The 19821-nt window shown below is 60.7% G+C and carries 19 protein-coding genes; 8 read left to right on the top strand and 11 right to left on the bottom strand.

From position 1 onward, the window contains the following. Positions 1-63: 63 nt before the first annotated feature. The 4 genes from THIDRDRAFT_RS12060 to soxX form a co-directional block, all read right to left on the bottom strand. The gene (locus THIDRDRAFT_RS12060; RefSeq protein WP_007041132.1) at positions 64-738 is read right to left on the bottom strand and encodes a rhodanese-like domain-containing protein; all 675 of its coding nucleotides are present in this window, start codon (positions 736-738) and stop codon (positions 64-66) included. A 74-nt stretch (positions 739-812) separates the two neighbouring features. Continuing rightward, positions 813-1370, bottom strand: coding sequence for a hypothetical protein (locus THIDRDRAFT_RS12055; RefSeq protein WP_007041131.1), 558 nt, complete (start codon positions 1368-1370; stop codon positions 813-815). Between the two features lie 64 nt (positions 1371-1434). Next, positions 1435-2277 (bottom strand): sulfur oxidation c-type cytochrome SoxA, encoded by an 843-nt coding sequence (gene soxA, locus THIDRDRAFT_RS12050; RefSeq protein WP_007041130.1) that lies wholly within the window; start codon positions 2275-2277, stop codon positions 1435-1437. Between the two features lie 26 nt (positions 2278-2303). Beyond that, positions 2304-2684: a sulfur oxidation c-type cytochrome SoxX gene (soxX, locus tag THIDRDRAFT_RS12045; protein WP_007041129.1), complete on the bottom strand. Its 381-nt coding sequence runs from the start codon at positions 2682-2684 to the stop codon at positions 2304-2306. Between the two features lie 353 nt (positions 2685-3037). Between soxX and soxB the strand changes: the two genes are divergently transcribed. Further along, a complete protein-coding gene (soxB, locus tag THIDRDRAFT_RS12040) occupies positions 3038-4819 on the top strand; it encodes a thiosulfohydrolase SoxB (protein WP_007041128.1) in 1782 nt (593 codons plus the stop codon). A gap of 95 nt (positions 4820-4914) precedes the next feature. Here the strand turns inward: soxB and THIDRDRAFT_RS12035 are convergent, their stop codons facing one another. From THIDRDRAFT_RS12035 to nifJ, 4 genes are all read right to left on the bottom strand, one after another. After that, entirely contained in the window at positions 4915-6633 is a 1719-nt protein-coding gene (locus THIDRDRAFT_RS12035) for a cation acetate symporter (RefSeq protein ID WP_007041127.1), read from the bottom strand. Further along, positions 6630-6938 (bottom strand): DUF485 domain-containing protein, encoded by a 309-nt coding sequence (locus THIDRDRAFT_RS12030; RefSeq protein WP_007041126.1) that lies wholly within the window; start codon positions 6936-6938, stop codon positions 6630-6632. Before THIDRDRAFT_RS12030 ends, THIDRDRAFT_RS12035 begins: the two co-directional genes overlap by 4 nt. A gap of 325 nt (positions 6939-7263) precedes the next feature. Further along, on the bottom strand, positions 7264-8280 hold the full coding sequence (locus tag THIDRDRAFT_RS12025) for a dihydroorotate dehydrogenase-like protein (RefSeq protein WP_007041125.1): 1017 nt from the start codon (positions 8278-8280) through the stop codon (positions 7264-7266). A 78-nt stretch (positions 8281-8358) separates the two neighbouring features. After that, positions 8359-11940: a pyruvate:ferredoxin (flavodoxin) oxidoreductase gene (gene nifJ / locus THIDRDRAFT_RS12020; RefSeq protein WP_007041124.1), complete on the bottom strand. Its 3582-nt coding sequence runs from the start codon at positions 11938-11940 to the stop codon at positions 8359-8361. 311 nt (positions 11941-12251) lie between these two features. Here nifJ and rimI point away from each other — a divergent pair, with 311 nt between their 5' ends. The 6 genes from rimI to THIDRDRAFT_RS25595 all read left to right on the top strand — a co-directional run bounded on the left by rimI (position 12252) and on the right by THIDRDRAFT_RS25595 (position 17099). Next, entirely contained in the window at positions 12252-12722 is a 471-nt protein-coding gene (gene rimI, locus THIDRDRAFT_RS12015; RefSeq protein WP_007041123.1) for a ribosomal protein S18-alanine N-acetyltransferase, read from the top strand. A 95-nt stretch (positions 12723-12817) separates the two neighbouring features. Next, entirely contained in the window at positions 12818-14398 is a 1581-nt protein-coding gene (locus THIDRDRAFT_RS12010; protein ID WP_007041122.1) for a peptide chain release factor 3, read from the top strand. Between the two features lie 120 nt (positions 14399-14518). Next, positions 14519-14764 (top strand): BolA family protein, encoded by a 246-nt coding sequence (locus THIDRDRAFT_RS12005; RefSeq protein WP_007041121.1) that lies wholly within the window; start codon positions 14519-14521, stop codon positions 14762-14764. A gap of 105 nt (positions 14765-14869) precedes the next feature. After that, entirely contained in the window at positions 14870-15124 is a 255-nt protein-coding gene (locus THIDRDRAFT_RS12000; RefSeq protein ID WP_007041120.1) for a group II intron maturase-specific domain-containing protein, read from the top strand. A gap of 346 nt (positions 15125-15470) precedes the next feature. Next, positions 15471-16418 carry an IS1595 family transposase gene (locus THIDRDRAFT_RS11995; RefSeq protein ID WP_007041119.1) on the top strand — a complete coding sequence of 316 codons (948 nt, stop codon included), beginning with the start codon at positions 15471-15473 and terminating at the stop codon, positions 16416-16418. Between the two features lie 171 nt (positions 16419-16589). Beyond that, a complete protein-coding gene (locus THIDRDRAFT_RS25595; protein WP_139058713.1) occupies positions 16590-17099 on the top strand; it encodes a hypothetical protein in 510 nt (169 codons plus the stop codon). A gap of 178 nt (positions 17100-17277) precedes the next feature. Here the strand turns inward: THIDRDRAFT_RS25595 and THIDRDRAFT_RS26165 are convergent, their stop codons facing one another. The 3 genes from THIDRDRAFT_RS26165 to THIDRDRAFT_RS11985 all read right to left on the bottom strand — a co-directional run bounded on the left by THIDRDRAFT_RS26165 (position 17278) and on the right by THIDRDRAFT_RS11985 (position 18925). Next, positions 17278-17439, bottom strand: coding sequence for a hypothetical protein (locus THIDRDRAFT_RS26165; protein WP_159105405.1), 162 nt, complete (start codon positions 17437-17439; stop codon positions 17278-17280). A 718-nt stretch (positions 17440-18157) separates the two neighbouring features. After that, a complete protein-coding gene (locus tag THIDRDRAFT_RS27315) occupies positions 18158-18430 on the bottom strand; it encodes an HGGxSTG domain-containing protein (RefSeq protein WP_083827478.1) in 273 nt (90 codons plus the stop codon). Between the two features lie 24 nt (positions 18431-18454). Next, entirely contained in the window at positions 18455-18925 is a 471-nt protein-coding gene (locus THIDRDRAFT_RS11985; protein WP_007041117.1) for a hypothetical protein, read from the bottom strand. A 693-nt stretch (positions 18926-19618) separates the two neighbouring features. Here THIDRDRAFT_RS11985 and THIDRDRAFT_RS24580 point away from each other — a divergent pair. Beyond that, on the top strand, positions 19619-19821 hold a 203-nt coding region (locus THIDRDRAFT_RS24580; RefSeq protein ID WP_007041116.1), incomplete at its 3' end, for a transposase.

The following is a 19821-nucleotide window of genomic DNA, read 5'->3' as shown; positions in this document are numbered from 1 at the left end:
CTTCCCCCTCGCCGGCCGGGGTCCGGTCGGCGGGTTTGAGCGTTGCGAACGCTGTTTTGTGGGTCAGGGTTGGACCGTGGTCAGGCCGACACTCACCCAGTCCTGCATGCCCCCGCGATACCACTTGAGCTTGTAAGTCGGGTAGCCGATTCCGACTAGGGTCTTGAGATTGGCGGTCGATTGGGGACACCAGATACCGTTGCAGAAGAGCACCAGGGTTTTGGCCTCGCTGAAGTCCCACTCGCCGGTTTCGGCGTTGCGATCGGCTCCGAATTCATCTTCCAGAATGTGATCGAAGGTGTCCGCCTCCGAGGGTGTCTCGAAGGTGCCGGCCGAGTCGCGGCTGATCTTGTTCCAGGGAACGTTGACCGAGCCAGGGATGGTGCCGCGCATGACCCAGTCGGGTGTGCGGGAATCGACGACCATGATGTTCGACTCGCCCTGGGCGATGCGTTTGAGGTATCCGAGCACCTCCAGTTCGCCGATGGTTTCGACGCCCTCAATGGCGACGATCGGCTGGACGCAGAAGGGCGGGCAGCCGCGATCGGTTTTCTGGAAGATTTCGGGCAGGGTGGCGTCGCGGTCGTGACCGCGATAGATGCTGATGGGCTTGCCTTGGTAAACCGCTTCGACGCTCTCGAGCGTCGGGGTGATCATATTGTCTCCAGCGAACGCGGAGATGGATAGCGTCAAGCAGGCGAGCAGCACCAGCGTGGTCAGATGCAGTGTTCTACGCATGATGGAATTCTCCCCAACGAGGTAATGCGGGTGTGTGGTCGAGATGGCCTTCGTGATGTGTTGTTGCGGCATTCCTATTGCCGTCTGGGCACATAGGACGGGAAGTCCGCGTCCTTCTCGGCCATGGCCTGCTCGTATCCGAGCGTACCCTGATGTTGGGCCTTGGTGGCGAGTTCGGTTGCCTCCTCAAAACGGCCTGATTTTTCGAGGTCCTTTGCATTTTTGATCATCTTGGCTGTATCCCGCCATTCTCCGCCGACGGAGGCGGCCTGCTTGCGCGCCTTTTCGGCGGCGTCGATCGCCTGTTTGGCCTTGCGGTCGGCGGCCACGTCGGTCGTGATGCTGCCGCTTGCCTGCTCGTAGGCGAAGGTGTCCTGCATCTTTGCCTTATTGGCGATCTTGACGGCCTTGGTGAACTGGCGCGAAGGCATGAGCTTCTCGGCCTGCTCGATCAGGGTTTGGGTCTCCAGCGAGGCGACGTCGGCCTCGGCCGCCTTTTCGTGGGCCGCCTTGGCTTCCGCGATGGCCTGCTCCGCCTCGGTGCGATGCGTGGCCCAGGCGCTGGTCATGGGGACGATGCCCAGCGATAGCGCGGCGACGATGGCTGCGATGGAATGGTGACGGTTCTTCATCTGTTTTGGTCTCCTCGTCTTTCGTATTCGGCCGGCCGGGGCATTGGATCCCCGGCGCCGGGCATCACTTGCGCGCGCCCGGCCCATTCAGTTCGAGGCCGTTGTTCATATAGGTCAGAAAGAACTCGAGATCGCGATATTCCTCGCCCTGGAGCTTGAAGGGTTTGGCGCGAACCTGTTTGTTGCAGCCAGAAAAGCGGCGATGCAGGGTGCCCATTTCACCCCATTTGGAGCGGTACACGGGGAAGTGCGTCGTATGTCCGAAGGCGGGGCTGAGGATCTCGGTGCGCAGCGTGGTGCCCGAGTTGCCCATGTGACACTGGGCGCATGAGAAGTTGAGCTGGCCGCGTCGGGCGAAATAGAAATGCTTGCCCTTTTCGTAGGCCTCCAGGGCACGCGGATCGTCGTTTGGGATCACGACGTTGGTGATCTGTCCGCGTGACTGGAAGGCGATGTAGGACAGCAGGTCGGCGATTGGGCCCTTGCCGTATTTGAGCGGCGTTTCATCGTTCTTGGCACGGCATTCGTTGATGGCGAGTGGGAGCGTGACGACCATGCCGCGATCGCTGTCCCAATAGGGATATTTGGACTCGATTGCCGGACCGTCGGGGAAACAGTCTTTGTAGGTCTTGCCGTTGGCGAAGGCGGTGTTCCACATGATCTCGCCGTTGCTGATCGCGTTCTCGTAGGGCGGGAATTCCTCGATGGCCTCCCAGTTTTCGCGTCCGATGGGGTCGATCGCATAGGAGCCGTTCTTGAATTCGTCGAGCGGGACGGTGGGAAAGCGATGCTTGAAATACTGCTGGAAGGTGGCTTGGTCTTCCGGGGGCGTCGCGGCGATCGCGGCTGGAACGGCCAGCAGGCAGGCGAGGGCGGTTGCGAGCAGGTGGGTCGGTGTAGGGTTCATCGGCTGTTGCCTCCCGTGACGGTGGGTCAGAGCGACCAGATGTATTCGACGACGTCGACGAATTCCTTCTGAGTCAGGATCTCGTGCTTGCCGAAGGGCGGCATCACCGCTTCGGGGTTCTTCACCGTCGGATCCCAGATCTGCCGGGCCAGCGCCTTTTTGCTGGCGAAACGGGTCTGCATGGTGATCAGGACCGGGCCGATCGCGCCCGGCCCCTCCGAGCCGGCCATCATGTGGCAGGCGACGCAATTGCCTTTGGCACGGTCGTTGGCAATCACTTTTCCGGCGGCGGCGTCTCCGTTGAGATCCCAGTCGGGCATGTCGACGAATGCGGCGCTCGCCGTCAGGGCCGCCAGACCCAGTGGGACGGCAAGCAAGGTTTGGCGCGATGGGCGAAAGGACAACATGAGCGAACCTCCTCGGCTTATTGGTGTGTCTATGTCATTGGATCCGGTCGCCGTTCGCTAGAGGCGGCCGGCTGGATTGCGCAATGTCATGGCGGTCGCGTTCCGGAGATGATCCGGTTGCCGCGCTTCGAATCCTAGCATGGACACGGCTTTTGACCGCTAGTGTAAAAAGCGACCTCTAGTGGTTTGGGCTCAGATGGGGGGTAAACCGGATTCCCAAAGGGGTGAACGGCTGGTATTCCAGTGGCTTGGCCAAACATAGAGTCATTCAATTGGCCTCGACCCCGGTCTGCGCCGCACACATGAAAAGGGACACATCGCGTCTCTTTACTACCGAGGAGGAAACTCATCCAATGTCGCTATCACGACGGGACTTCATGCGTCTCTTGGGCCTGGCCGGTGCGGCCGGGATGCTTCCCGGTGGCGCCTTCGCCGCCAAACGTCTTCCTGCCGATCTCTACGAAACGCCCAAGTTTGGAAATGTGCGCCTGCTTCACATCACGGATACGCACGCCCAGTTGAATCCGATCTATTTCCGTGAGCCCAACGTCAACATCGGGATCGGCGATGCACTTGGCAAGGCACCGCATCTGGTCGGACAGGCGCTGCTCGATCATTTCGGTGTCGAGCCGGGCGGCATCGAGGCCCATGCCCTAACCTATCTGAACTATGCCGAGGGCGCCGAACGATTCGGGGCGGTCGGCGGCTTCGCCCATCTCAAGACCCTGATCGAGCGTCTGCGCACTGAGGCCGGCGACGGCAACAGTTTGCTGCTCGATGGCGGTGATACCTGGCAGGGTTCGGGTACCGCCTATTGGACGCGCGGCATGGACATGGTCGGCGCCTGCAATCTGCTCGGGGTCGACGTCATGACCGGGCATTGGGAGTTCACCTATCGGGACACCGAGGTCATCCGCAATATCGGTGCCTTCAAGGGCGATTTCGTCGCCCAGAACGTCAAGGTTCGCGAGGAGGCCCTGTTCGACTACAAGTTCGAGGATTTCGCCGGATTCGACGAGGACATGGGGCTGGCCTTCCGTCCTTACAGTATCAAGGAGATCGGCGGCGTGAAGGTGGCCGTGGTGGGCCAGGCGTTTCCCTATACGCCGATCGCCAACCCGCAGCGCTTCATCCCCGACTGGACCTTCGGTATCCAGGACGGGCGGATGCAGGAGATCATCGATCAGGTCAGGGCGGAGGAGAAGCCGGCTCTGGTGGTCGTCCTATCGCACAACGGGATGGACGTCGACCTCAAGATGGCCTCGCGGGTGACCGGGATCGACGTCATCTTTGGCGGCCACACGCACGATGGCGTGCCGGCGCCGACCATCGTTGCCAATGCCAGCGGCAAGACCTTGGTCACCAACGCGGGCTCTAACGGTAAGTTCGTCGGGGTGATGGATCTCGACGTCAAGGATGGCAGGCTGCACGATTATCGCTATCGTCTGCTGCCGGTGTTCTCGAATCTGCTCAAGCCCGATCCGGCCATGGCGGATTATATTGCCGGGGTGCGCGCGCCCTACAAGGCGAAGCTGGAAGAGAAATTGGCCGTGGCCGAAGAGACTCTGTTTCGGCGCGGTAATTTCAACGGCACCTTCGATCAGCTGATTTGCGATGCACTGCGCAAGGTCCATGATGCCCAGATCAGTCTCTCGCCTGGATTCCGTTGGGGCACCACGGTGCTTCCGGGGCAGACGATCACCATGGATAACGTCATGGATCAGACGTGTATCACCTATCCCGAGACCTATCGTCGTGAGATGACGGGGGCGGATCTGAAGGCGATTCTCGAAGACGTTTGCGACAACCTCTTCAATCCCGATCCCTATGTGCAGCAGGGTGGCGACATGGTTCGGCTCGGAGGCATGAACTATGTCTGTGATCCGACCGAGAGCATCGGCAAGCGGATTCAGGAGATGACACTGGACGACGGGACCAAGATCGAGTCGGACAAGAATTACGTGGTGGCGGGTTGGGCGACGGTCGGCAGTCAGTCGCCGGGCGAACCGATCTGGGAGACGGTCGCGACTTATCTACGCGATATCAAGACGGTCAAGATCGAGCGTCTGAACACACCCAAGCTCAAGAACGTCAAGGGCAATCCTGGAATCGCCGATTATCCGTCATTGGTCTGAAACGCGGAAACGGGAACGGGGTCCTGGACCCCGTTCTTTTTGCCTGCCGCTCACGGAACGTCCCTGTCCCGTGGTGACGGCTGTCCTGCGATGCCTCAGTGGCTGGCTGCGCCCTCGGCTCCGATGCCGGTTTCGCAGCGGATCTTCTGGGCATCGAAGGCGGCCCGATCCAGCTTGGCGCGCTCCGAATTGTCGAGGAGAGAGACCAGCCAGATGAAGAAGAACGCCAGCGGCATGGAGATGATCGCCGGGTTGTTCAGGCCGATCAGGCCAACCGCGATTTCCTTGCCGTCGACCATGGCCGTATGACCGAGCACGTCACCCCAGACTGCCTTGGATAGGATGGTCAGGATAACGGCGCTGATCAGACCCACGAGTCCACCGACGACTGCGCCCCGGGTGGTCATCTTGCCCCAGAAGATCGAGGTGATGAGGACCGGGAAGTTGGCGCTTGCCGCGATGGCAAAGGCCAGACCCACCATGAAGGCCACGTTCTGGGTCTCGAAGGCGATACCCAGGCCGATGGCGACCAGACCCAGTGCGAAGGTGGCGAACTTGGAAACGCGGATCTCGGTGGCCTCGTTACTGCGTCCGCGTGCGATGACGCTGGCATAGAGGTCGTGCGAGATGGCCGAGGCGCCGGCCAGGGTCAGTCCGGAGACCACTGCGAGGATGGTGGCGAAGGCAACGGCCGAGATGAAGCCGAGGAAGAGATTGCCGCCGACGGCCTCGGCCAGTCGGATGGCGACCATGTTGGTGCCGCCGCTGACGCCCTTGACGTCGACGATGGTGCCATCAAGGAGTGCGCCGGGCTTGAAGAACTCGGGGTGCTGGGTGAGCAGCACGATCGCCGCGAAGCCGATGATGAAGGTCAGGATGTAGAAGTAGCCGATGAAACCGGTGGCATAGAACACCGATTTACGCGCCTCCTTGGCATCCGGAACGGTGAAGAATCGCATCAGGATGTGGGGCAGGCCGGCGGTACCGAACATGAGGGCCAGACCCAGCGAGATGGCGTTGAGCGGGTCCGTGACCAGAGTGCCGGGACCCATGATGGCATCCCCCTTGGGGTGGACGGCGACGGCCTGACGGAACATTTCCTCGGGCGAGAAACCGAAATGCGCCAGTGAGGCGAGGGCCATGAAGGTCGCGCCTGCGAGCAGCAGCATCGCCTTGATGATCTGCACCCAGGTGGTGGCGGTCATGCCGCCGAAGATGACATAGACCATCATGAGCACGCCGACCGCGACCACGGCGATCCAATACTCCAGACCGAACAGCAGCTGAATCAGCTTGCCGGCGCCGACCATTTGGGCGATCAGGTAGAAGGCGACCACGACCAGCGAGGAGATGGCCGCCATGCTGCGGATCGGGGTCTGGCCGAAGCGGTAGGAGCTGACGTCGGCGAAGGTGAACTTGCCCAGATTGCGGATCTGCTCGGCGATCAGGAACATGATCACCGGCCAGCCGACCAGGAAGCCGATGGAGTAGATGAGACCGTCGTAGCCGGACGCGAACACCAGGCCGGAGATGCCCAGGAAGGAGGCGGCGGACATGAAGTCGCCCGCGATGGCCAGACCGTTCTGGAAACCAGTGATACCGCCGCCGGCGGTGTAGAAATCCTTGGCCGAGCGGGTACGCTTGGCGGCCCAGTAGGTGATGCCCAAGGTGCCGGCGACGAAGAGCAGGAACATGCCGATGGCGGTGTAGTTGATCGTCTGCATCTCGACCTCGCCGGTCATCGCCGGCGCGGCGACGAGTACGAAGGGCGTGAGCAGCGCCAACAGGGTGCCCCAGATTGCGAAACGTTTCATTGCATGTCCTCTCGGATCTCTTTGGTCAGGGCGTCGAAGCGGCCGTTGGCCCGGGCCACGTAGATTCCGGTGAGGGCAAAGGCGGCGAGAATGATGGCGACGCCGACCGGGATCCCGATCGTGGTTGTCGCGCCAGCCGCGATTGGTGTGCCAAGCCAGGAGGGCACGAAGGCGATGACCATGATGAAGCCGTAGTAGATGGCCAGAATGATGAACGTTAGGTTCCAGGCGAAACACTTGCGTGAGCACACCAGTTCCTGATAACGCGGATGCGCCTTGATGGCGTCGACCGATTCTTGTTGCATGAGCTTCCTACTTTTGCGTTGGAATTGTTATGTGAGAGTCGGGCAGCACGGATCGGCCTCTAAGGTGCCGAGGCTAGTACGGGATTTCCCGTTGGTCGGAACGCGCGCAAAATGCTACCCGCCTGCTCGTTGGGCGAGCGCGGTGCCTCTCGTTATTGCTTTTAGTGATTGTGTGCGCGCGAGTTGGGGCGCGACGGATTCTGTTGGTCTATGCTGACAATCGTCAATCAAAGAATGATTGATTATTTCAATCCCGTAGATTGATAAGTGCGCGAAGGCAGTGGGGGCGCGGATCGCGCCCCTCTGGTGAGAGGAGGGGAAGGGGTCAGACTCGCACGCCGGCCGCCGGGCTATAGCTGTCGAGGACGTTGAGATAATTGGCGCGCTCGAGCTCCGCCGGGTTGGGGATCGAGAGCGCGCTCACCCGTCCGCGGAAATCCTCGACCGACTGGAATCCCTGCTCTTGCATCCAGTCCGAGATGTCGGCAAGCAGCAGTGCGACATAGCTCGGCCCCTTGTCGAGCAGCGCGCTGCAAACGTGTACGACATCGGCCCCGGCGAGCAGCAGCTTGATGGCATCCTCGGCGGTGTGGATGCCTCCGGTGGCACCCAACGAAAGCCCCTGGATACGGCCGTGGAGGAGGGCGATCCAACGCATGGCGAGCAGCGACTCGGCGGAGGTCGATGGTGTGAGTCTGGCCTGTAGCCTGAGGCGGCCGATGTCGATGTCGGGCTGGTAGAAGCGGTTGAAGAGCGAGACCCCGTTGGCGCCCGCAGCCGCGAGACGCGTGACAAAATTGCCGACCGCGCTGAAGGCCGGTGAGAGCTTCATGTTGATCGGGATGGAGATCTGGCCGCGCAGATCGCGCAGCAGCTTGAGATAGAGGTCCTCGACCTCCGTTCCGGTCTGATCCAACTTGGCCGCGACGTAGTAGACGTTCAGCTCGATCGCGTCGGCTCCGGCCTGCTCCAGCTCGATCGCATGCTTGATCCAGCCGCTGTCGGTGACCCCGTTGAGACTGGCGATGACGGGGATGTCGAGCGTCTCCTTGAGCGCGCGGACCTGATTCAGATAGCGTTCGAGTCCGTTCTCGAAATCCTGATGGTCGGGCAGGAAGCCGGTCGTGCTCTCGGCGAATCCGATGTCCTGTTGGTGTAGGAAGCGCACCATGGATTCGGACTCGGCCGTGATGGCCTCCTCGAACAGTGAATACATGATGATGGCGGCTGCGCCGCTGTCTTCGAGTTCGCGCGCGATGTCGAGGCTCTTGGTCAGCGGGGAGGCCGAGGGAACCAGCGGGTTCTTGAGTTCCAGGCCGAGGTAATGGGTCGTCAGGTTCATGGTCGGGTACGCCTCGTTTACGAAACTGTGGGGGCAATGACGGATCCCTGGCGCGGGATCCGTCCTCGATCGTCGGGCCTACTCGCTCGACGGTGCCTTCTGGACCGCCAGATGGGCCAGCTGTTCGTAGAGATCGAACCGCGTTGTTACATGCTTCTGCGCGAGCTGCAGAAAGTGCTCCGCAGCCTCCGGATGGGTGCGGTTCAGCAGGCTGAATCGGGTCTCCGAGTTCGTGAAATCCCGATAGGGAATGCTCGGCGGCTTGGAGTCGATCAGAAGCGGATTCTCTCCTCGGGCGGATCGGCGCGGATCGTAACGGAACAGCGCCCAGTGGCCTGCATTGACGGCCATGTCCTGCTGGCGCAGGTTGTTGGACAGATCGACGCCATGCGCGATGCAGGGCGAGTAGCAGATGATGACCGAGGGGCCGTCGTAAGATTCGGCTTCCATGAAGGCGCGCACGGTCTGTACGTCCTTGGCGCCGAAGGCGACCTGGGCGACGTAGACGTTCTCGTAGGCCATGGCCATCATCGCCAGGTCCTTCTTGAAGGTCGGCTTGCCGCCGGCCGCGAACTTGGCGACTGCACCCATCGGTGTCGCCTTGGAGTTCTGTCCGCCGGTGTTGGAGTAGACCTCGGTGTCCAGGATCAGCAGATTGACGTTGCGTCCGCTGGCCAGGACATGATCGACGCCGCCGTAGCCGATGTCGTAGGCCCAGCCGTCACCGCCGACGATCCAGACGCTGCGTCGGACCAGCTGGTCGCAGATGCTCTCCAGCGTGCGCGCCTCCGGGCCCTCGATTCCCGCCAGACACTCGCGCAGCGCGCTAACCCGGTCACGCTGTTCGTGGAGACCCGCTTCGCTCGATTGGTCGGCGCTCAGCAGGGTCTCAGCCAACTCCGATCCGATCCGATCCGCCAGGCGGGCGACCAGTTCGCGGGCATGGGCGCTCTGCTTGTCGACCGCGAGGCGCAGTCCCAGACCGAACTCGGCATTGTCCTCGAACAGCGAGTTGTTCCAGCTCGGGCCGCGACCCTCGGGGGTCGTGGTGTAGGGCGTGGTCGGCAGGTTGCCGCCATAAATGGACGAGCAACCGGTGGCGTTGGCGATCAGCATGCGGTCGCCGAAGAGTTGGGTGGCGAGTTTGATATAGGGCGTCTCGCCGCAGCCGACACAGGCCCCGGAGAATTCGAACAGTGGCTGCATCATCATGGCGTGCTTGATCTTGGATGCATCCAGCCGGGTACGGTCGTATTCCGGAAGGGTCAGGAAGAAATCCCAATTGGCCCGTTCCTGCTCATGGATGCGTTCGGCTGCGACCATGTCCAGCGCCTTGTGCTCGGGATTCTTGCGGTCGCGGATCGGACAGACCTCGACGCAAAGTCCGCATCCGGTGCAGTCCTCGGGCGCGATCTGATAGGTGACCTGATAGCCCTCGGGGAAGTCCTTGCCCTTGATGGTCGCGTGCAGGAATCCTTCGGGCGCTGAATCGACGAGATCGGCCGGATAGACCTTGGCGCGGATCGCCGCGTGTGGACAGACCAGTGGGCACTTGCCGCACTGGGTGCAGAGATCCTTGTCCCACGTGGGCAGCTTCAGTGCCAGATCGCGTTTCTCGAAGCGCGTGGTTCCGGTCGGCCAGGTGCCGTCTGCCGGCATGAGGCTGACCGGAAGCTGGTTGCCTTGTCCGGCCAGCAGGGTGGCGGTGACGCGGCGCACGAAGTCGGGTGCGTCATCCGGGACTACGGGCGGGCGATCGAAGGTGCTCGATACCTCGGCAGGAATCTCGACCTGGCGCAGGCCGGCCAGTGTTGCGTCGATGGCCTGGTAGTTGCGGTCCAGCAGGCGCTGGCCCTTTTTGCCATAGGTCTTTTTGACCGCCTCCTTGATGTGGGCGATCGCCTCGTCCTTGGGCAGGATCCCGGAGATGGCAAAGAAGCAGGTCTGCATGATGGTGTTGATGCGCCGCCCCATCCCTGTCTCGGCGGCGATGCCGTAGGCGTCGATGACATAGAAGGTCAGCGCCTTGTCGAGCATGATCTGCTGCATCCGGCGCGGCAGATCGTTCCAGACCTGGTCGGGCGGGGTGTGAGAGTTGAGCAGGAAGACACCGCCCGGGCGTGCCTTGTCGAGCATCTCGTAGCGGGTCAGGAAGGTCGGTTGATGACAGGCGACGAAGCTCGCCTCGTCGTCGCCGATCAGGTAGGTGCTATTGATGGGGCGCGGTCCGAAGCGCAGATGGCTGATCGTGATGGCTCCGGCTTTCTTGGAGTCGTACTCGAAATAGCCTTGACCGAAGTTGGATGTCTCCTCGGCGATGATCTTGATCGAGTTCTTGTTGGCCGAGACGGTTCCATCGGACCCGAGACCATAGAAGACGCAGGCGGTAACGTTCTGAATGGCGCTCGACTTGAAGCTCGGATCCCACTCCAGGCTGCTGTGACCGACGTCGTCGATGATGCCGACGGTGAAATGATTGCGTGGGGTTGGCTGGGCGAGTGCGTCGAAGACGCCCTTGACCATGGCTGGGGTGAACTCCTTGGAGGACAGACCATAGCGACCGCCGAAAACGCGTGGCATGCGGTCGATCTGTCCCTCGCCGTGGGCCTGGGCCAGGGCGGTCAGGATGTCCTTGTAGAGCGGTTCGCCGTCGGCGCCGGGTTCCTTGGTGCGGTCGAGCGCGGCAATGCATTTGGCCGTGTCGGGCAGGGCGGCGATCAATCGAGCTGGGTCGAATGGGCGGAACAGTCGGACCTTGATGAGTCCGACCTTCTCTCCCTGCGCGACTAGGTGATCCACCGTTTCCTCGGCGGCACCGATGCCTGAGCCCATGAGCGCGATCACGCGTTCGGCATCGGGCGCGCCCACGTATTCGAAGAGTCCGTACTGGCGTCCGGTGAGCGCGGCGAGACGGTCCATGACGCCTTGGACGATATCCGGCGTCGCGGTGTAGTAGGGATTGACGCTTTCGCGGCCCTGGAAATAGACGTCTGGATTCTGGGAGGTGCCGCGTAACTTGGGGCGGTCCGGATTCAGTGCCCGCTCTCGGCAGTCCGCGACCAGATCTTCGTCGATCATGGCGCGGATGGTTTCGACCGGCAGCTTCTCGATCTTGGTGACCTCGTGCGAGGTGCGGAAGCCGTCGAAGAAATGTAGGAAAGGAATTCGGCTTTCCAGTGTCGCCGCCTGAGCGATCAGGGCAAAGTCCATGACCTCCTGCACCGAGGCGGCGCAGAGCATGGCGTATCCGGTCGCCCGGCAGGCCATGACGTCCGAATGGTCGCCGAAGATCGACAGGGCCTGAGCGGCAAGGGAGCGTGCCGACACGTGGAAGACCGTCGGCGAGAGTTCGCCGGCGATCTTATACATGTTCGGGATCATCAGCAGCAGCCCTTGCGAGGCCGTGAAGGTGGTGGCTAGCGATCCGCCCTGTAAGGCACCATGGATGGCGCCGGCAGCGCCGGCCTCGCTCTGCATTTCGACGACATCGGGGATCGTGCCCCACAGGTTTGAGATCCCCTGAGCGGACCAGTCGTCCGCCCACTCGCCCATGTTGGAGGAGGGCGTGATGGGGTAGATGGCGATGACCTCGTTGGTCATATGGGCGACGTAGGCGGCGGCTTCGTTGCCGTCGAGTGTGACCATGCTCTTGTGCGACATCGAACTATCCGAAAGGTGTGTGGAAAGGGGATGACCGCGACGCGGCATTGCAGCGCTGGACTCCGAATCCGTCGAATCGGGTCGGTTAGGTGGGCCGTCGGCATCTCGATGCCGTACAGCCGTTTCGAGTGTTCAAGGTTTAAATAATGAAGAACTATAGCCCGAAAGCCTAGGCCATTGTGGGCGTCCCGTGCGTCCCTTTTCGATCAAACGGCCGTGACATGATCCCCGTCATCTGCCTATAGTGCCGCGCCTTGCGATCCCGAGATCGACGTCCGGACACGCGATGAGCGGCTTTGTTGGAGAACTCCATGTTGACCTTTAGACCCATGTGCGACGATGACCTGAGCCGGGTTCTCGGGGTGGAGCGCGCGTCCTACGAATTCCCCTGGACCCTCGAAACCTTTCGGGATTGTCTGCGGGTCGAATATTCCTGCTGGGTTGGCGAACTCGGCTCCGAGATCGTGGCGCATGGGATCATGTCGGTCGCGGTCGGTGAATGTCACGTCTTCAATCTTTGCGTCCATCCGGCGCATCAGCGGCGCGGCCACGGTCGAGAGATGCTGCGTCATCTCATGGCGCTGGCGGTCGGTCAGGGGGCCGAAACGGCGTTTCTGGAGGTGAGGGCATCCAATGCGAGTGCCAAGGAGCTGTACGCCTCCGAGGGGTTCTGCGAGATCGGTCTGCGCCGTCGTTACTATCCGGCGCGCCAGGGGCGCGAGGATGCGGCCGTGCTCGCGCGTCAGTTGATGGGGCTCGATAGCGGGCATCAGGTCGCCTGAGGTTCGGCGAGCGCCCTCGCGGGTCGTGCCTGAGTCGCGGGGATTGGATATACTCCCGCGATTTACCAGCGTAATCGTATCTCCATCCCTGTCCTATGAGCGAGCTCCAAGAGCAACTCCACAAGCGCCGTACCTTTGCCATCATCTCGCATCCCGACGCGGGTAAGACCACTCTGACCGAGAAGCTGTTGCTGTTCGGCGGCGCGATTCAGCTCGCCGGCACGGTCAAGGGCCGCAAGGCGGCCAGGCATGCCACCTCCGACTGGATGGAGCTGGAGAAGGAGCGCGGCATCTCCGTAACCTCGTCGGTCATGCAGTTTCCCTATGGCGAGGCCATCGTCAACCTGCTCGACACCCCCGGCCATGAGGACTTCTCCGAGGATACCTACCGGACGCTGACGGCGGTCGACTCTGCGCTGATGGTGATCGACGTCGCCAAGGGTGTCGAGGAACGGACCATCAAGCTGATGGATGTCTGCCGGCTGCGCGACACCCCGATCCTGACCTTCGTCAACAAGCTCGACCGCGAGGGGCGCGATGCCATCGAGATCCTTGATGAGATCGAGGCGGTGCTCAAGATCCAATGCACGCCTCTGACCTGGCCCATCGGCATGGGTAAACGGTTCAAAGGGGTCTACGATCTACGTTCGGGCAAGACGCATCTCTTCAGCGCCCAGCATGGCGGCAAGATCGCCGAGGGCGAGATCATCGATGGGATCGACAATCCGCGCATGGACGAGGTGCTGGGCGATCAGGCCCAGGAGTTGCGCGACGAGATGGAGTTGGTCCAGGGGGCGAGTCATGCACTGGACATGGACGCCTATTTGGCCGGGAAGCAGACCCCGGTTTTCTTCGGTTCGGCGATCAACAATTTCGGCGTGCGCGAACTGCTGGACGCCTTCGTCCAATATGCCCCGCCGCCGCGTCCGCGCTCGACCCAGCAGCGCGCGGTTTCGCCCAGCGAGGAGGCATTCACCGGCTTCGTGTTCAAGATTCAGGCGAACATGGACCCGGCGCATCGCGACCGCGTCGCTTTCATGCGGGTCTGCTCGGGGCGCTACAAGAAGGGCATGAAGATGCGCCATGTGCGCACCGGAAAGGCCATTCAGGTCGCCAATGCCATCACCTTTCAGGCTGATGAGCGCCGTCATGTCGAGGAGGCATGGCCGGGCGACATCATCGGTCTGCACAACCATGGCACCATTCAGATCGGCGATACCTTCAGCGAAGGCGAGGCGCTCAAATATGAGGGCATTCCCTATTTCGCGCCCGAGCTGTTCCGCCGTGTCGTGCTCAAGGATCCGCTGCGGATGAAGGCGTTGCAGAAAGGGGTGTTGCAGCTCTCGGAGGAGGGCGCGACCCAATCCTTCCGTCCGCTCAAGAACAACGAGCTCATCCTGGGCGCAGTGGGCGTACTGCAGTTCGATGTGGCGGCCTATCGTCTCAAGGACGAGTATGGTGTCGATGCCATCGTCGAGGCGGTCAGCGTCAAGACCGCCCGCTGGATCGAGTGCGACGATTCCAAGATGCTCGAACGCTTCAGGGAGAAGAATTACGAGCATCTCGCCCTGGATGGCGACGATCAGCTGGTGTATCTGGCCCCGACCATGGTCAACCTCAACCTGGCTCAGGAGCGTTGGCCGGACGTTCGCTTCCTGGCTACGCGAGAGCTCTGATTTCAGACAGTCTCATCGGGACCGCAAAGCGCATAGAAACGTGAATGATCCAACGGGTTGCTGTGCCTCTTTGCGGTTCCAATTGCTGGATTCCGGTTAACCCACCGACGGAGCAAAATGATGGAAACCGAAGCAGTGGCAGATCTCATTCGCGCCGGCATCCCTGGCGCCGAGGTGCGTGTGAGCGGTGACGATGGCGGTCATTTCGAGGCCATCATCGTCAGCGAGACCTTCGAGGGCATGCCCCCGATCAAACGCGAGCGTTTGGTGATGGAGACGGTCCGCGATCAGGTCGCGAGCGGCGAACTGCATGCGTTGTCCGTCAAGGCGCGCACCCCGGCCCAGCAGGCCGCAATTGGGGAGTGAGCTGTCGGCGCTGATTCATGCGATGTGCCTTGGCGTTTGGGGTCGTAGTGCCGGGCCTGCTCGGATGATTTTTGGCTGGGGAGACGCTGGAGCAGGTCATCGATAATGCCAAAGAAGGTATGCCGCACGATCAGCGAGCTGACCAGCCGACGATGGCTGCTGCTGGACCCAGCGGAGCGCGTAGGGCGTCTCAACCGGACCTTGATCGGTTGGGCCAACTACTTCTTCCTCGGGCCGGTGAGCAACGCCTATCGAGCGGTCGATCAGCATGCACACGGGCGGCTGCGCTGGTGGTTATGCAACAAGCACAAACAGCCTGGTCAGGGAACCGCACGCTTCCCTGACAGCTACCTCTATTGACACGCTGGGGTTGCAACAGCTGACGGTGCGCACGCGTGACCTTCCGTTGGCGAAGACATGACACCTCGTCCGAGCGCCGGATGCGGGAAATCCGCACATCTGGTGCGATGAGCGGTGACTGGAAACGGAACTATGGTTCGGACTGAGGCACCGGCGCAGGTGGAAGCCGTCGGGAACAGCTACTCCCCGAGACCTGTGGTTACCGTGCCAGTCGTCGACTTAATTCTCCGGAATGCAGATTGAGCCATTAGGAAAACGTGATGCGACCTGATTATTTACGAAGCTCAGCCTACGAGTGCTGAGTCGGCGCATACTGAGACCATCGCGAGTTCCTGGAGAAACGCTGATGGCACAAAACCCGATCCAATTTCAGAAGGGTTTGAGCTTGCAGGAATTTATGACGCACTACGGCCGTGAAGCTCTGTGCGTTGAGGCCCTGGAGCAATGGCGCTGGCCGCAGAGGTTCGTCTGCCCGAGCTGTGGTCACAGCGGCGTACCGGTGCGACTGCGCACGCGCGCCCTGTTGCAGTGCCGCCATTGCCATCACCAAACCTCCGTAACGGCTGGGACGATCTTCGAGGCGACCAAGCTGCCGCTCACGACCTGGTTCCTGGCGATGTTCTTGTTGACGCAGCAGAAAAACGGCATCTCTGCGCTGGAGCTCAAGCGTCATCTGGGCGTCTCCTATCTCACCGCTTGGCGGGTCAAGCACAAGCTGTTGCAGGTCATGAAAGAACGTGACGACCAAACCCGACTCAAGGGCGTTATCGAGGTCGACGATGCCTACTGGGGCGGGGAGCGTCACGGCGCCAAGCCTGGGCGCGGCTCACCGAACAAGATTCCGTTTATCGCCGCTTTGTCCTGCAACGAAGAAGGCCACCCGATCGGGCTATGCCTGGGCAAGGTGGCCGGCTTCCGCACGCGCGAAGTCGAGCGCTTCGCCAAGCGCCATTTCGATCCCAATGCCATCGTGCTCACCGATGGGTTGGCGTGCTTTCGTGGCGTCGCCAGCGCCGGGTTCGAGCACCAGCCCGTCGTCACCGGTGGCGGCTATCGCAGCATGGCCTTGCCCGAATTTCAGTGGCTTAACACCGTCCTCGGTAACGTCAAAAACAGCCTGCATGGTTCCTATCATCAGGTGAGCAGCAAGCATCTGCCGCGCTTCCTGGCCGAGTTTTGCTATCGCTTCAATCGCCGATTTGATCTGGCCTCCATGCTCCCGCGCCTTGGATGGGCTGCCGTGCGAACTCCACCGATGCCACACCGTCTCCTGAAAATGGCTGAGGCATGTTAATAATCAGGTCAGCTCTTAACCACGCTTACCCAGCATCTCGCAGACATAGCGTCCAAGCTTAACTGGAGCGATTGGATAACAACAGCTTCCACTGTTCTGCTCACAGTGTTCACGTTTATATATGTGAGGCTTACAAGAAAAATCCTTGATGCGCAATCAGATCCTTGCGTCGTGGTAACTGTTGTCCACCAAGATGATCATCCAACTGTCCTACAGCTAGTAATCAAGAATATCGGCACGGGATTGGCGCGCGATGTGCATTTCTTCCTGTCTGACCTGATACCAGAGCGGGCTTTCGGTTGGGGGGAGGAACCGCGCGAATCAAGTGAGATCGCCCCAATGAAAAGCGGGCCACTCATCAATGGAATTCCTGCACTTGCACCTGGAGAAACTCGACGGATCTTTTGGGGGCAATACGGTGGATTAAAGAACGCAATCGGGGAAAAGAAGATTTATGTCACCTGTAAATTCAAGAAGGGCAAGAAAGAAATGACGCCGGTTGTTTGCCCTCTAGATGTCGATTCCTTTCTTGGCACAGATGCCGCGTCATCGCCAGAAGCAAGATCAGCAACACAGCTCGAAAAGATTGCCAAAGAAATTGAGCAGATATCAACAGGTTTTCGCGAGCTAAAAATCAAAGTTGTTTCTATGCCTCAAATAGATTCAGACGATAATCACTAACTGTGCAAGGCAATCATCCTTTTTCTGACATTAGGGTTGGCCATGCGGGTTTCGAGGACGCACGAGGCACTCGCGCAGAGGGGACAGGGGATGCCTTGGGTCATGGTGCCAAGGATAGCGGATGCCCGGTCTTTGCTGGTGCCGGCGCCGGGCGGGCCGATGCGTTCCGAACGGGCTATCAGATCGGTACGCTCTGCTTCTTGCGGGCCGCTCGCTTGGTGAAGGCATGATCCAGGAATTCGAGCATGAAAAAGCCCGCCCCATTGCTGAGGCGGGCCGGCGCTCTAGGACCCTGGGGCTCGCCCGTTCCCTCAGCGGCACGATCAGTGCTTGTGTTCATCTGCTGTCGAGCGCTCCAGGGGGCCGAAATCTTGTCGAACCCCGCGCTGTCGCCGCCCGTGGTTCGACCGGCAGAGGCAGGGTTCCATCCACTCGGCATCGTCGGGTCGGCCTCAACCATCGGTGGAGCACTCCCGATCGCTTCCCGGCATTGTTCGCAACAGCTGGTCGAGGACCTTGGCTCGGCGCGCTCCGTCGTCGGTCGACTGGAGATCAACCAGCCCGTCCGCGAGCCTCTTCGCGCCGATCGCGGGCGTCCTGGGGACCTATCTGGGGGCAGCCTCTACCGAGGAATGAGAGGTTCCCCGCATACATCCCCCTGCGGATTCAGGCTGTCAATGAATCTCGCTGGACGTTGTAAGACAAATAGGCAATAAAAAAACCCGCACTTAGGCGGGCTTGATGACGTTCTTGGATCTTGCTGGATGGGTATTTGGTGGGCCGAGGTCTATCGAATTAAACGCTCAATTAATTGTATATAAAAGGATATTTTTTGTGTCATTCATCGGGTTGCCCCTATAGTTGCCCCCAAATGGCGCCGGATACCCTTGTTGTCTGGCAGGGTCTCATAACGTCCAAAGACAACACACCCGCATGGGCCGGTCCCGGGCGGACCTGGATGCAATGCTCATAGGCCAACTTCAACGGCCTACCTCTGGGTTGGGCTGCCAACCTCTGAGGGGCGAACTCGCGCCGGATTCTGGACTTTTCTCTTCCCTTCATGGGCTTCGCTTTCTTGGCCTCCCTCCAAGCCGACCATTAAGCGCCGATCGCGCCTTGCCCTCGGCGGTTCGCGGTCCTGTCGAACCTCCACCGTGCAGCCAACAGCGGCCGTTCGAGTAGATGTCTCGCCGCTTGCAAGGCGTGCCCTTGCGGGTCTTGGCGCCGCATGTCTCGTTGGCCGGGACCGGAGTTGGATCGACTCCACGCTGGCGTGCTGTGTAGGCGGCGTGCTCATTGATGACGCTTTTGACGTTGGGTGGCAATGGCATAGCTGAATTCCGCAACAGTGACGTTTAATCGTTCCCCAGCCGCCCAAGGATCTTCCGAACGGTCCCGTCCGAGATCCCCAGCTCGCGGCCGATCGCCCGCTTGGTGGTCCCTTGCTGGTACAGATCCCGGATCCGGCGGTCCCGGTCGGATAGCTCCGGCTCCGGGTGCTCGGTCTTCAGCCACGCCTGAAATTCGGCCTCGAGGTCAGGGTTCGGCGGTAGCGGCTCGTCAGGCGCGCGAGGTCGGGCTGCCAGCTCCTCGGCGAGCACGGCGATCTCGCGGCGCTGCTTCTCGATCAGGGCTCGAGCTTCGGCCAGTTCGCGCTCCAGGGCCTCGACTTCATGGTTACTGGTTACCGCCTCGCCGTTGCGGAGCTTGGTCGCGATACCTTTGAAGGTCTCTCGGGCGGTTACTGGTACCCACTCGGTGACCTGGGTCAATCCCATCTCGCGCTGGCGGGCCTTGAATGCGGCCTGTTTCTCTCGGTTGTTCATGGCTCGGCTCCCTGGTTACTGGTTACTGGTTACTGGTTACTGGTAATCAGAGGGTAGCCGGTTACTGGTAATCGTCAAGCATCAATGCGGGTGCGGGAAGGGGGAGGTCTTGAACCTCTTCGTCGGTCAGTGGGGCGAGGGGGCGGAGTTGCCGCTCAGGCAAGTTGCCCATGGGCAACTCAAGCGACTTCTCGACATCTGCTGCATTGGCGAGGTGGTAGAGATGTCTTCGCGCGCGGGAGACGGTCGACCGAACACCAACAACAACCTATAACCCCGAAATTCGATCGAAACCCGCGACCTCGCGCCCCGTGGTCCGGACGGTAACGCCAGGGTCCCATTATGCGGTAGGCGTTGACCTGAATCGCGCGGAACAGAGGGGTAGAGCTAATTGATGCATCTTGAAGATGACGGTTAATCAGTCTTAGATAAGCAAAGATGATTGAGTGCGTTTCCTGCTGTGACTATCGCGCTCGCTGAATCTAAAACAAGATCCAATATCTCATCAGACCAATAATCAGGATAGATTTCTTCTTGTTGTTTGCGCTTGACATATTTGAACCCTTTGAACTTAACCCCAGCCCTGCCGTTTTGAATATCTATCAAAGTCCCACCTGATTATTTACGAATCTCAGCCTGCGAGTGCTGAGTCGGCGCATACTGAGACCATCGCGAGTTCCTGGAGAAACGCTGATGGCACAAAACCCGATCCAATTTCAGAAGGGCTTGAGCTTGCAGGAATTTATGACGCACTACGGCCGTGAAGCTCTGTGCGTTGAAGCCCTGGAGCAATGGCGCTGGCCGCAGAGGTTCGTCTGCCCGAGCTGTGGTCACAACGGCGTACCGGTGCGACTGCGCACGCGCGCCCTGTTGCAGTGCCGCCATTGCCATCACCA

This window comes from Thiorhodococcus drewsii AZ1 (assembly GCF_000224065.1).
Classification (GTDB): domain Bacteria; phylum Pseudomonadota; class Gammaproteobacteria; order Chromatiales; family Chromatiaceae; genus Imhoffiella; species Imhoffiella drewsii.
The sequence above is the reverse complement of the archived record's forward strand: the minus strand, read 5'-3'. Positions and strand labels throughout refer to the sequence as shown.